General features: G+C 71.7%; 12 protein-coding genes. 5 read left to right on the plus strand and 7 right to left on the minus strand.

What is annotated here, in order from left to right:
• Positions 1-389: 389 nt before the first annotated feature.
• Positions 390-1,256, plus strand: coding sequence for a Sco1979 family transcriptional regulator (locus tag ABT048_RS27880; protein WP_350524265.1), 867 nt, complete (start codon positions 390-392; stop codon positions 1,254-1,256).
• An 82-nt stretch (positions 1,257-1,338) separates the two neighbouring features.
• On the opposite strand, the gene ABT048_RS27885 is transcribed toward ABT048_RS27880, so the two are convergent.
• Together ABT048_RS27885 and ABT048_RS27890 are read right to left on the minus strand one after the other, a co-directional pair.
• The gene (locus ABT048_RS27885) at positions 1,339-1,944 is read right to left on the minus strand and encodes a TetR/AcrR family transcriptional regulator (protein ID WP_350524266.1); all 606 of its coding nucleotides are present in this window, start codon (positions 1,942-1,944) and stop codon (positions 1,339-1,341) included.
• A 229-nt stretch (positions 1,945-2,173) separates the two neighbouring features.
• Complete coding sequence (locus tag ABT048_RS27890) at positions 2,174-3,688, minus strand: MFS transporter (protein ID WP_350524267.1); 1,515 nt, start codon at positions 3,686-3,688, stop codon at positions 2,174-2,176.
• An 87-nt stretch (positions 3,689-3,775) separates the two neighbouring features.
• Here ABT048_RS27890 and ABT048_RS27895 point away from each other — a divergent pair, with 87 nt between their 5' ends.
• Complete coding sequence (locus ABT048_RS27895; protein ID WP_350524268.1) at positions 3,776-4,210, plus strand: MarR family winged helix-turn-helix transcriptional regulator; 435 nt, start codon at positions 3,776-3,778, stop codon at positions 4,208-4,210.
• A gap of 137 nt (positions 4,211-4,347) precedes the next feature.
• On the opposite strand, the gene ABT048_RS27900 is transcribed toward ABT048_RS27895, so the two are convergent.
• The 5 genes from ABT048_RS27900 to ABT048_RS27920 form a co-directional block, all read right to left on the minus strand.
• On the minus strand, positions 4,348-5,295 hold the full coding sequence (locus tag ABT048_RS27900; RefSeq protein WP_350524269.1) for a M56 family metallopeptidase: 948 nt from the start codon (positions 5,293-5,295) through the stop codon (positions 4,348-4,350).
• A gap of 152 nt (positions 5,296-5,447) precedes the next feature.
• Positions 5,448-6,002, minus strand: a complete 555-nt coding sequence (locus ABT048_RS27905) for a DUF5134 domain-containing protein (protein WP_350524270.1) — start codon at positions 6,000-6,002, stop codon at positions 5,448-5,450.
• A gap of 275 nt (positions 6,003-6,277) precedes the next feature.
• Positions 6,278-7,033: an amino acid ABC transporter ATP-binding protein gene (locus tag ABT048_RS27910; protein ID WP_350524271.1), complete on the minus strand. Its 756-nt coding sequence runs from the start codon at positions 7,031-7,033 to the stop codon at positions 6,278-6,280.
• Positions 7,030-7,896, minus strand: coding sequence for an amino acid ABC transporter permease (locus ABT048_RS27915; RefSeq protein ID WP_350524283.1), 867 nt, complete (start codon positions 7,894-7,896; stop codon positions 7,030-7,032). Before ABT048_RS27915 ends, ABT048_RS27910 begins: the two co-directional genes overlap by 4 nt.
• Positions 7,897-7,964: 68 nt before the next feature.
• Complete coding sequence (locus ABT048_RS27920) at positions 7,965-8,852, minus strand: ABC transporter substrate-binding protein (protein ID WP_350524272.1); 888 nt, start codon at positions 8,850-8,852, stop codon at positions 7,965-7,967.
• Between the two features lie 616 nt (positions 8,853-9,468).
• On the opposite strand from ABT048_RS27920, the gene ABT048_RS27925 reads away from it, so the two are divergent.
• From ABT048_RS27925 to ABT048_RS27935, 3 genes are read left to right on the plus strand one after another with little or no spacing between them, the layout of a single operon-like run.
• A complete protein-coding gene (locus ABT048_RS27925; protein WP_350524273.1) occupies positions 9,469-10,869 on the plus strand; it encodes a DUF6421 family protein in 1,401 nt (466 codons plus the stop codon).
• The gene (locus ABT048_RS27930; protein ID WP_350524274.1) at positions 10,866-11,624 is read left to right on the plus strand and encodes an SDR family NAD(P)-dependent oxidoreductase; all 759 of its coding nucleotides are present in this window, start codon (positions 10,866-10,868) and stop codon (positions 11,622-11,624) included. Before ABT048_RS27925 ends, ABT048_RS27930 begins: the two co-directional genes overlap by 4 nt.
• Positions 11,621-12,697, plus strand: a complete 1,077-nt coding sequence (locus tag ABT048_RS27935; RefSeq protein WP_350524284.1) for a threonine aldolase family protein — start codon at positions 11,621-11,623, stop codon at positions 12,695-12,697. The genes ABT048_RS27930 and ABT048_RS27935 overlap by 4 nt, the downstream gene beginning before the upstream one ends.
• Positions 12,698-12,806 lie beyond the last annotated feature (109 nt).

Below are 12,806 nucleotides of genomic sequence, written 5' to 3' on the forward strand. Positions count from 1 at the left end.
CGGCTGGACCCGCCGGGGTCATGCCGGTCACCTCCGACTCGCTCGGCCGCTCGGCCGCCCCTTCGACCAGACGCACGCGCACTCGAACGCCCGATGACGCGGGGGACGCCGTCGGGCCGGTGCACGGAGTCGCGCGTGGGGTCGACGCGGAGCCCGCGGGATTGCCAGGGATGTGCAGGTGCACGTGCACCATGGTGGTGTGCGCTCACTGCAGATGCAAGAGTCGATTCACGTGCAGTCGCACTATTGGCATATGCAAGCGCCGGATGCACGTGCATCCTGGTGTGCGGAGTGCAGAACTGATAGGAACATCCGTCAGTATCGGCACCGTGAGCGCTCAACTGATGGCAGACTGTGCGCTGTTTGCCCTAGGTGGAGGTTTCGACCGCATGACCACAGTTCAGCCGGGCGGCGGCTCGATGGTCCGCCGGATCCTCCTCGGCTCGCAGTTGCGTCGCCTGCGAGAGGCGCGCGGCATCACCCGCGAGGACGCGGGCTACGCCATCCGGGCCTCCGAGTCCAAGATCAGCCGCATGGAGCTCGGCCGCGTCAGCTTCAAGGAGCGTGACGTCGCCGACCTGCTCAGCCTGTACGGCGTCGACGACGGCATCGAGCGGGAAGCCCTGCTCGGCCTCGTCCGCGAGGCCAACAAGTCCGGTTGGTGGCACAGCTTCAACGACGTGTTGCCGGGCTGGTTCCAGACCTACGTCGGACTGGAGGAGGCCGCTCAGCTGATCCGCACCTACGAGGTGCAGTTCATCCCCGGGCTGCTGCAGTCCGAGGAGTACGCACGGGCGGTTTTCGGCCAGAGTCGGCCGGTCATCAGCGAGGAGGAGGTCGAACGGCGGGTCAGCCTCCGTCTGCGCCGCCAGAAGCTGCTGACCGAGGGTGCCAGCCCTCGTCTGTGGGCGGTCATCGACGAGGCCGCGCTGCGCCGGCCGGTCGGCGGGCCCAAGGTGATGCGCGGTCAGGTGCAGTACCTGATCGACGTCGCCGAGCAGGCCAACGTGGTGATCCAGGTGATGCCGTTCCGCTTTGGGGCGCACGCCGGGGAGTCCGGCGCGTTCACGATCCTGCGCTTCCCGGAGCAGGACCTCGCGGACGTGGTCTACCTGGAGCAGCTCACCAGCGCGCTCTACCTGGACAAGCGGGACGACGTCGACGCGTACATCCAGGTCATGGAGCGGCTCTGCGTGGACAGCCTCACGCCGGAGCGCACCATAGACCTGCTCGCCTCGATCCTGAAGGAGCGCTGAAACCCCGGGGGCCCGCTCCCTCGCGGAGCCCCCGGCAGCAGACCGAAGTGAGTGAGTGAGTGGCAGGCCGCCCACCCCGCCGTCAACCGCGGGCCGGCGGCCTTTCGCGTTCCGGCGGGTCGGGCTGCGGCGGACTGCCGAGGTGCCAGGCCAGGTCGTAGCGGCGGAAGAGGTCGGCCCGGATCGGGGCGAGCGGGATCTCGGCGCCCGGCAGCAGCACCCCGATGCAGCCCCCCATCAGCGCGCTGCGCAGCACCGCGTGCTCGGCGACCGGGTCCGGCGCGCCCCAGTCCTGCAGCAGTCCCTGCAGGATGGCGCCGAGCTGTTGCTGCTCCGGGTCCTGGACGAAGGCGCCGGTGTCCGGGTCGAGGATCAGCGCCAGGTGCGAGCGCATCACCCGCGGGTGCTCCATCGCCAGCGCGAGGACGGCGTCTATGGCGCGGGCCAGCCGGGCCTCGGGGGAGGAGTCGGGCGCGAGTTCCGCCAGGGCGCCGGACAGTGCCTGGTGCATCATCCGGTGTGTCGCGGACTGCATCAGCAGTCGTTTGCCGTCGAAGTAGTAGGAGACCAGCCCGCGGGCCAGTCCGGCCCGCTCGGCGATGTCGGTCAGTGTCGTGCCCGCGTAACCGCGCTGGTCAACCAGCTCGACGGTGGCCCGCATGATGCGTCGGCGGGAGCGTTGCCGCATCTCCTCGTTGACCGAATCCCCGCGAGGTGCCATCGTGTCTGCTCCGAACGTTCGTTGGCTCCGGGCCAATATACTTGCGAAGCCGACAGCCGCCCCGCGCAACCGTGCCCTGACGGGCGCCGCCCGGGCGGCCGGTACGAAGACGGCCGGCTCCACCAACACGGGGGTTTGGTGGAGCCGGCGCCATTGCCCGACGGCCGGGGGTCGGCCGCGGGCGGGGCTCACGGGATCAGTGCTCGGTCAGAACTTCGGTCCGGGCCGGCGTCGGCCCGACTGACGGATAATCATAGTCAGGCACCGTCGCAGGGGCGGTACTCCGGCGTCGGTCCACCAGCGCTCCGACCGTCGCGACCAGCAGTCCGACCAGTGCGACCGCCGTGACGAACACCAGCGCCGGACGGTATCCGTCCAGCTGGGCCTGCGGGCTGTCGCCGCCGGCGCTGCCGGCCGTGATCATCGCGGTCGCCCCGGCCAGCACCACCGCCGTGCCGACCTGGATCGCGGTGTTCACCAGGCCCGAGGCCAGGCCCTGCTCCTCGTCGGCCACGCCGTCGGTGGCGGCGATGTTCACCGAGGGGAAGGCGAGCGCGAAGCCGACGCCGAGCAGCAGCATCGAGGGCAGCACCAGGGCGACGTAGGAGCTGTGCTCGTCCAGCCGCAGGAAGAGGGCGAAGGCGCCGACCAGGGCGAGCACGCCGATCGGCAGCAGCCGGCCGGTGCCGAAGCGGTCCACGATCGGGCCCATGAACGGCGCGGAGAGAGCGATGAACGCTCCGGCCGGCAGCAGTCCCAGGGCCATCTGCAGGGCCGACCAGCCGAGCAGGTGCTGCAGGTAGAGGGTCACCACGAACTGGAAGCCGCCGTAGGCACCGGTCATCGCGAAGGCGACCAGATTGGCCCGGGCGACCGAGCCGTTGCGGAAGATCCCGAGCCGGACCAGCGGGTGGGCGGTACGGCTCTCGACCAGCAGGAAGGCGGCGGCCAGCGCGGCGACCGCGACCAGCGAGCCGACCGTGCGCACGCTCAGCCAGCCGGCACCCTGCGCCTCGGTGACGGTGAACACCAGCAGCAGCACGGTCGCGGTGCCGGTGATCGCGCCCAGTACGTCGTAGCCGCCCTTGGCGGGCTCCTCGACCGGGCGGGGGAGCAGGCGGACCGCGAACACCAGGGCGAGCAGCGCGACCGGGACGGGCATCAGGAAGGTCCAGCGCCAGCCGACCGAGGTGAGCAGGCCGCTCAGCACCAGGCCGAGCGAGAAGCCGCTGGCGCCGCAGGTGGTGTAGATCGACAGCGCGCGGTTGCGGGCGGGGCCCTCGGCGAAGGTGGTGGTGATGATCGAGAGGCCGGCCGGGGCGGTGAAGGCGGCGCTGACGCCCTTGAGGAAGCGGGCCGCGATCAGCAGCCCGCCGTCGTCGACCAGGCCGCCGAGCAGCGAGGCGGCGGCGAAGGCACCCAGGGCGACCAGGAAGACCCGGCGGCGGCCGAGCAGGTCGGCGGCGCGGCCGCCGAGCAGCAGCAGGCCGCCGTAGCCGAGCACGTAGCCGGAGACCACCCACTGCAGCGTGGAGGTGGACAGGTGCAGTTCGGAGCCGATGGACGGGAGGGCGACGCCCACCATCGAGACGTCCAGGGCGTCCAGGAACATGGCGGCGCAGAGCACGATCAGGGTGCCCCAGAGGCGGGGAGTCCAGTGCGGCCCGCTGGTTGACGGGGCGTCGGGTGGCGTGACGGTCGCGGTGGTCATGGGGAGGACAGTACATGCGCATGCATTCAATGCAAATGAATTAGATGTGAACGCAATAATTTACGGCGCAGGTGCTAGGGTGGCGGCGTGGCAGAACTCGACTCCCCGGCGGAGGCCGGCCTCGTCGCGCAGTGGCGCGACCTGCTGGCCAGGCACGCTGCGGCCGCCTGCATGCTCGACCGCGAGCTGGGCGACCGGTTCGGGCTGGGCATGAGTGAGTTCGAGGTGCTGGAACGCCTCGTCGAGGGATGTGACGCCGGTGGCGGCCACGCGCTGCGGGTGAGCGAATTGGCGCCCACCGTCCACCTGAGCCAGAGTGCGCTCTCCCGGCTGATCGCCCGCCTGGAGAAGGCCGGGCTGGTGACCCGGGCGATGTGCGAGAAGGACCGGCGGGGCATCGTGCTCACCCTCACCGAGGCCGGTCGGGAGCGCTACGAGCAGGCCCGGCCGCTCCACCGTGAGGTGCTGGACCTGACCCTCGGCGACGGGCTCGGCAAGCCCTGCGAAGCCCCGTCGGGCTGATCCGCCGTCACTTTCTCTCCGGCCTGGTCGGCGCGGGTCTGGTCTGGTCGGAGCGGGCGCGGGTCGAATGGGGCTGAGGCGGATCGGGCCCGGGTCGGATCGGGCGGACCGGGCTGTCCGCGCGGGCCCTGGGGGGCTCAGAGGAGGGAGTGCAGCCCCGGGGCGACGGCCAGCAGAACGGCTGCGGCGGGTGCGGCCAGGGCCACCACGGTGAGCCGGAGCCGGTGGGACACCGGGAGTCGTGGACGGCCCGCGAGGAGCCGGTCCACCCGCTTCGGGGACTGCGCCAGACCGGGCGGACAGGAGCCGAACACCCCGCGGTCGAGGTTGAGTTCGGCCAGCGCGAGGGCGGTGGTGTGCCGGCCGTGCCGGCGTGCGGCCCGGTCGTCGGCGGCCAGCTCGACCAGCTCCGCCACCTGGTCCCGGAACGCGCTGAACACGCCGACGCCGGGGAAGCCGGAGGCGAGCGCCTGCGCGAACTGCTGCAGCCAGTGGTGCCGGGCCCGCACGTGCCCGCGCTCATGGCTCAGCACGGCCGCCAGCTCCCGATCGGTCAGCTGCTGGAGGGCGCCGGTGGTGACCACCAGGCGGGAGTTCGGGCCCGGCAGCGACCAGGCCTCCGGGCGGATGTTCTCCAGCACCACCAGCCGCTCCCGGCGGCTCCGGGCGGTCTCGATCGACTCGGGCAACTCCGGCGCACGGGTGGCGAGTTGCGCGTGCCGCCGGTCGCGCAGTGCCTTGGCCGTACGGACCTCGCGGGTGAGCGCCAGCACCGTCTGGACGCCCCCGGCCGCCAGTACCGCGGCGCACAGCCGGCCCCAGCCCTCGGCGTCCTGCAGTCCGTACGCGGCCTCCACGCCGTGCGGCGCGCCCGAGAACACCAGCGCGCGCAGCTCCGGCAGGGCGGCGGAGGCGGCCAGCAGCAGGCCCAGTGCGCAGCACAACAGCACCGCCACCACGAGGCACTGCCACACCAGCAGGGCCAGCACCGGTTCGCGCTCCACCCAGCCGGCCCGGGCCAGTAGCCGGGGCGCGACGGTCGAGAGCAGCAGTCCGAGCAGCAACAGGCCGATCAGGGCAGTCATCGCATGGGCTCCCCGAGTACGCACGGAACGCGACAGCGCGCTCCCTGCCAACCTATGTGCCGGCGACGCCCGGTGGAACGGCTTTCGACGGGCCAGTGACCAACGCCACGCGCGCGACGGGGTCTTGGCGCAGGCGGGCGGGCGGGTAGACGTCACATGGTCAGGAGCATGGCGAACATGCCGATGCCCATGGTGAGCCGGCAGGCCTGGGGGAGTCCCGCGGTGCCGACGGCGAGGGTGCCGGCCGGGGTGCGCAGCAGCCGGCTGCCGGCCCAGACGGCGTACCCGCCGAAGTAGAGGAGGAGGCTGCCGGTCAGCAGCGGCACGCCCAGGCCGCCCTGGTGGTGCTGGTGGCCGGGGGGCCCGGCCATCGTGAGGGCCGTGTACGTCATGGCGAGCGCGCCGACGGCGTGGTGCAGCCGGTGGCCCCGGCCGGCCGGGGCGTGGGCGGCGGCGAGCAGGAAGGCCGCGGCGGGGAGGCCGAACAGCGAAGCCCAGACGGCGGCCGGGACGGTGGCGCCGGTGACGGCCATCGCGGCCATGCCGAGTCCCATCAGGGCTTCGGCGGCGTCGGACTCCCGGGCGCGCGGGCGGTGCGTGCCCGATGCGCAGAGGGCGGGGGAGTGGCGCAGTCTGATCAGGCAGGTGGCGCCGGCCGTGGCGGTGAGGAGGGCGAGCAGCCAGTTGACCAGGGTGGGTCCGTGCAACGGCGGCCTCCCGGGGCGGCGGGCGGCGGAGGGCGGCGAACGACGAACAGCGGTCGGCGAACAGATGACAGCTGACAGATTTCAACATCTGTCAGCTGTCGGCTGTCATCCGTTCGTCGTTCCTCGCCGCCGTTCGCCGCCCCCGTCCGCGGTGACGGTCGTCCCGTCCACGATCACCGGAGTCACCTCGGTGCGGCCAGGGCGCGTACGGGGGCGCACGGTTGTGACCGTCGTTGCGAAGCTCCTGGCCGCGCACCCCCGCCGGCTGCCCGGCTTCAGCCCTGGAGCCGCCCCGAGGCGACCACCCGGCTGAGGAACTGCCGGGTCCGCTCCTCCCGCGGATCACCGAACACCTGCTCCGGCGGACCCTGTTCGAGCACCACTCCGTCGTCCAGGAAGCAGACCTGGTCGGCGACCTCCCGCGCGAACCCCATCTCGTGGGTGGAGAGGACCATCGTCATCCCCTGCTCCTTGAGGTCCCGCACCACCGAGAGCACCTCCCCGACCAGCACCGGGTCGAGCGCCGCCGTGATCTCGTCCAGGAGCAGCAGCCGCGGCCCGGTGGCCAGCGCCCGCACGATGGCGACGCGCTGCTGCTGCCCGCCGGAGAGCCGGTCCGGGTACTCCTTCGCCTTGGCCGCGAGCCCGAGCCGGTCGAGCAACTCCAGCGCCCGCGCCTCGGCCTCGGCCCGCGCGACCCCGTGCACCCGGCGCGGCGCGAGCGTGATGTTCTCCAGCACGGTCATGTGCGGGAACAGGTTGTAGGACTGGAACACCACCCCGATCCGGCGCCGCACGGCGTCCTCGTCCGCGCGTGGATCGGTGATCTCCTCGCCGTCCAGGAAGATCGCGCCGTCGTCGATGCCCTCCAGCAGGTTGACGCACCGCATCAGCGTGGACTTCCCGGAGCCGGAGGCCCCGATCAACGCCGTCACCGAGTGCTCGGGCACGGCGAGGTCCACGTCGCGCAGCACCACGTGGGCGCCGAAGGTCTTGCGCACCGACTCCAGCCGCAGCACCTGCGCCGTCACACCGCACCTCCCTGGAACTGCCGACGGTTCATCCGCGCGGTCAGCCAGTCGGCGAACCGGGTCAGCGGAACGGTCAGCACGATGAACACCAGACCCGCCAGCAGGTACGGCGTGAAGTTGAAGGACCGGGACGCGATGATCTTCGCGGCGTACACCGCGTCGATCGCACCGCCGATGGACACCAGTCCGGTGTCCTTCTGCAGGCTCACCAGGTTGTTGAGCAGCGGCGGGACCACCCGCCGGACCGCCTGCGGCAGCACCACGTACCGCATCGCCTGCGCATTGGTGAGCCCCAGTGACCGCGCCGCGGCCCGCTGGCTCGGGTGCACCGATTCGATCCCGGAGCGGAACACCTCCGACACGTACGCCGAGTACGTCAGCACCAGCGCGGCCCCGCCCAGCAGCAGGGGATCGGTGGTGACCCCGGTCAGCCGCAGCGCCGGCACCCCGGTGATCATCACCAGCAGGCAGATGATCATCGGCAGCCCGAGGAAGAAGTCCACGTACGCGGTGGCCAGCAGCCGCACCGGCAGGAAGACCGGCCCGCGCAGCGTCCGCAGCACCGCGAGCAGCAGGCCGAGCACCAGGATAAGCACCCCGCAGCCGAGCATCAGCTCCAGGTTCACCCGCAGCCCCTTCAGCACCTCGGGCAGCGCCTGGCGCGCGTAGTCGAGGTTGAAGAAGGTCCGTCGGGTCACCTGCCAGCCGGGGGAGTTGACGATCAGCAGGTAGAGCGCGACCGCCGTCGCGAGGGTCGAGGCCGCGGCGATCAGCGCCGACCGGCGGGCCCGGGCGCGCCGGTACGCCTCGTGCGCGAGGCGCCGCTCGGACGGGCGGTACCCGTCGTCCCCTTCCCCGTCCACGGGCTTCGCGAGCTCCACGGCTCCGGTCGCCGTCGCGTCCCCGGCCGTGCCGGGGCTGGTGTCAGCGCTCACTTCAGCACCGGTGCCGAGACGGCGTCGGAGAGCCACTGCTTCTCCAGCTTCGCCAGCGTGCCGTCCGAGCGCAGCGCGTCCACGGCCTGCGACACGCAGCCGGTCAGTTTGGAGCCCTTGTCCAGGACCAGGCCGAACTGCTCGCCCCGCGAGGCCGCCTCGAACTGGCCCACCACCTGCGCCTCCGGCACCTCGGCGCCGGTGATGTAGAAGGCGGTCGGCAGGTCCACCACCAGGGCCTCGACCTGGCCGTTCTTCAGCGCGGCCTTGGCCAGGTCGTTGGAGTCGAAGACGGCCGGCTGGCCGGTCGGCTTGATGGTGTTGGTGATGGTGTCCAGGCTGGTGGTGCCGATCTGCGCGCCGAGCTTGGCGCCCTTGAGGTCGGCGATGCTCTTCGCGCCCGCCGCCTTGGAGTTCTTCAGCGCGATGACGGCCTGGCGCACGTCGTAGTAGCCGGAGGAGAAGTCCACCGCCTGCTTGCGCTCGTCGCTGATCGACACCTGGTTGACGTCGAAGTCGAACTCCTTGGCTCCCGGCGCGGTGGCTTTGCCGAACGGCGCGACCACCCAGCTGACCTTGGACGTCGGGTATCCCAGCTTCTCCGCCACCGCGTAGGCCACGGCCGACTCGAAGCCCTTGCCGTTCTCCGGCTTGTCCTCGGAGAACCAGGGGTCGTAGGCGGGCTTGTCGGTGCCGATGGTCAGGGTCCCGGCCGTGCGGGTCGCCAGCGCCCCCGGCGCGCAGCCCGCCGCCGTGCCGCCCGTGCCCGGGGCACCGGAGGCGGCGTCGGACTTCGAGTCCTGCGGCGCGCACGCGCTCAGCGTGGCTGCGGCGGCCACCAGCGCGGCGAGGGACAGTACGGCGGACGGCTTGCGGAGGGTCATGGCGGGACTCCAGAGGAAGGACCGGGCAGGACGGGGGGAGGGACAGGCAGGACGGGCGGGAGGAGCGGGGCGGAACGGGTACGACGGGCGGGACGGGCGGGACGAACGGCCGGGACGGCAGGGCGTGGCGGGGCGGGCGGGTTCCCGGCGGGTCACTTCCCCGGTGGCGGCGCCGGAACACACACGGCATGGTCGGCGTACGGGCCCATGTCCGCGGTGCCCCCGAGCCGGATCCGCCGCGGCCGGGTCGACGGCAGCCGGACAGCGGCCGGAGGCCGGCTCAACAGCAGCGGCAACAGCGGCGGCGGAGACCGCGCGCGCGACACCGACGGCAACAGCAGCCGTGTCGACGGGTGGGCACCCGGAACGGGCTGTCGTGGCGTACGGCCACCGTGATCACCGCCGGGAACATGCCGGGAGGTTCGCATCAGAACGGCGCATCTGTCCAGAACATCCAGATCAGTGTCCACATGTCGGACAACCGCCTTCCCGCACAGGATTTCGGGCCGGAGCGGCCGGGCGCCGCAGCTTTGCCGGTCCGGACCCCCTTGAACGGGAGAACCTTTCGTACTTATGGTGTCCCCGTTGAAATAACTCCTGTCGAAGTGAGTCCACGATGCAGAATCTTTCGCCAAGGCTCGCTGCGGCGGCCGACGCCCCGGTCTCGACCCTCGCCGGCCACCCGGCCTGGCTGCGCCTGAAGGAGGCCGTCGAGACGCTGCGCCCGCTGCAGTCCAAGGACGGCTCGATCGACCTGGCCGCCGTCCAGCGGCACACCGTCGACCCGCTGGTCGCCACCGTCCGCGCCGCCGTCGAGGAGCTCGCCCCGAACTTCCCGCACGACGCCGCGTACCTCACCGCCGTCGACGCGGACCTCGCCAAGTGGGCCGACACCGGCTACCGCGAGCCCGACTTCCTCGACTCGCTGCTCGCCTTCCAGCCCGCCGACCAGCGCGAGGACGGCCTGGAGCACCTCGTCGTCTTCCCGATGTACACCCAGAACGGCAACCCGAACCGCAACCTGGAAGCCGTCCTGCTGCGCGTCGTGTGGCCCGACTGGCTGGCCGAGCTGGAGCGCACCCGCTTCGACAACCCGATGTTCGTGCCGATCACCTTCACCGACTTCACGGCCGGCTACGACACCAACTCCGCCGTCCTCTTCCCCGAGACGGTGTCCGTGCGCAAGGCGCCGGAACGTTTCACCTGGGGTGGCATCTTCTGCGACCGCGAGGCCGCCCGCTTCCGCGCCGTCTCCACCAGCGCCGTCCAGCAGCTCGGCCTGGAGATCCCGGCCGACGCCGAGGGCCTGCTCCAGGACCAGCAGCGCGCGCAGGAGACCTTCGTCCTGTGGGACCTGGTCCACGACCGCACCCACAGCCACGGCGACCTGCCGTTCGACCCCTTCATGATCAAGCAGCGCAGCCCGTTCTGGATGTACGGCCTGGAGGAGCTCCGCTGCGACCTCACCACCTTCAAGGAGGCGGTGCAGCTGGAGTCCGAGGGCAACCCGCACGCCCGCGACGTCCAGTACGCCGTCCTCTTCGACCGCATGTTCCGCTTCCCGGTCAGCGGTGACCGCGTGCGCAACTACGACGGCCTCGGCGGCCAGCTGCTCTTCGCGTACCTGCACAAGCACGGCGCGCTGAGCTGGCGCGACAACCGCCTCTCCATCGACTGGGAGCGCGCCCCGCAGGTCACCAACGCGCTCTGCGCCGACATCGAGAAGCTGTACCGCGACGGCATCGACCGGCCCAAGCCGGCCCACTGGATCGCCGCCTACGAGCTGGTCTCCCAGTACCTCACCCCGCACCCCGCCTCCACCTGGGCGAAGGGCCCGGAGGCCCTGCCGCTCGACATCACCGACGGCAAGGCCCTCAACAAGGCCCTGTGCGACGCCGTGCTCCCGGACGAGTTCCCGCTGAGCATGTTCTACGAGGCCCTCAACAAGAAGCTGAGCGGCGTCATCGCCTCCACCACCGGCATCACCGGCAACACCATCCAGGGAGCCGCAGCGTGACCACCTCCACCAACGCGCCGCTGGCCGGCAAGGTCATCGCCGTCGCCGGAGCCAGCGGCCCCGCCGGCCGGGCCGTGCTGCGCCGCCTCGCCGCCGACGGCGCCACCGTGATCGGTGCCGACATCGACGCCCAGCGCCTGGAGTCCGCCCTGGACGCCACCCGGGTGGCGGTGCGCGGAGCCAAGATCAGCGGCCAGGTCATCGACCTGCTCGACCCGCAGGAGGTCCACGACTGGGCCGACCACCTGGAGTCGGAGCACGGTCACGTCGACGGCCTCATCCACCTGGTCGGCGGCTGGCGCGGCAGCAAGACCTTCTTCGACAGCCGGCTGGACGACTGGGACTTCCTGCACGACACCGTCGTGCGCACCCTCCAGCACACCTCGCTGGCGTTCCAGCCCGCGCTGGTCCGCAGCGAGTCCGGCCGCTACGCGATGATCTCCGCCTCGGCCGCGCACAAGCCCACGGCCGGCGGTGCCGCCTACGCTGCGGCCAAGGCCGCCACCGAGGCGTGGACCCTCGCCATGGCCGACTCCTTCAAGAAGGAGACCACCGCCCCGGACGGCGAGCCCACCGCGGCGGCTGCGATCCTGGTGATCAAGGCGTTGGTCAGTCCCGAGATGCGGGCCGAGAAGCCGGAGGCGAAGTTCGCCGGCTTCACCGACACCTCGGACCTCGCCGATCACCTGGCGGGCCTCTGGGACCGCCCCGCAGCAGAACTGAACGGACAGCACCTGTGGCTGACAGCCCGATGACCGACCTCACCCGTACGGACGCGGTACGGCGGCACGACCCCGCCGTCCGCGGCTTCGCCAGCGACAACTACGCCGGCGTGCACCCGGAGGTCCTGGCCGCGATCGCCCTCGCCAACGGCGGCCACCAGGTCGCCTACGGCGAGGACGACTACACGGCCCACCTCCAGGACGTCTTCCGCCGCCACTTCGGCGAGACCGCCGAGGCGTACCCCGTCTTCAACGGCACCGGCGCCAACGTGGTCGCCCTCCAGTCGCTGCTGCCGCGCTGGGGCGCGGTGGTCTGCGCCGAGACCGCCCACATCCACGTGGACGAAGGCGGCGCCCCGGAGAAGATGGGCGGCATCAAGCTGCTCACCATCCCCACCCCGGACGGCAAGCTCACCCCCGAGCTGCTCGACCAGCAGGCCTGGGGCTACGGCGACGAGCACCGCGCGCAGCCGCTCGCGGTCTCCATCACCCAGAGCACCGAGCTCGGCACCCTCTACACCGCCGAGGAGATCCGCGCGATCACCGAGCACGCCCACGAGCTGGGCATGCTCGTCCACGTCGACGGCTCGCGCCTGGCCAACGCCGCCGCGTCGCTCGGCCAGCCGCTGCGCGCCTTCACGACCGACGTGGGCGTCGACGTGCTGTCCTTCGGCGGGACGAAGAACGGCCTGCTGTTCGGCGAGGTCGTGGTGGTGCTCAACCCCGAGCGGGTCCGCAACATCAAGTACCTCCGCAAGACCTCGATGCAGCTGGCCTCGAAGATGCGCTTCGTGTCGGTCCAGTTCGAGGCCCTGCTCTCCGGCGACCTCTACCTGCGCAACGCCGGCCACGCGAACGCGATGGCCAGCCGCCTGGAGGCCGCCGTCCGCGGCATCGACGGCGTGGAGATCGTCCGCCCGGTCCAGGCGAACGCGGTCTTCGCGATCCTCCCGCGCGAGGTGAGCGAGCGGCTGCAGAAGCGTTACCGCTTCTACTTCTGGAACGAGCACACCGGCGAGGTGCGCTGGATGTGCTCCTTCGACACCACGGAGGCCGACATCGACGCCTTCGCGGCGGCCATCGCCGAGGAGATGGGCCGCGCCTGACGGTGCTCGACCGACGGATCGCCCCCGCCCGGACTCCCGGGCGGGGGCGATTTGCATGTGGTGGGCCGGTCCCCGTACAGTTCCGGAGTCGCCGCGGGAGACCGGGGTG

Source organism: Kitasatospora sp. NPDC096140 (assembly GCF_040303045.1).
Taxonomy (GTDB): domain Bacteria; phylum Actinomycetota; class Actinomycetes; order Streptomycetales; family Streptomycetaceae; genus Kitasatospora.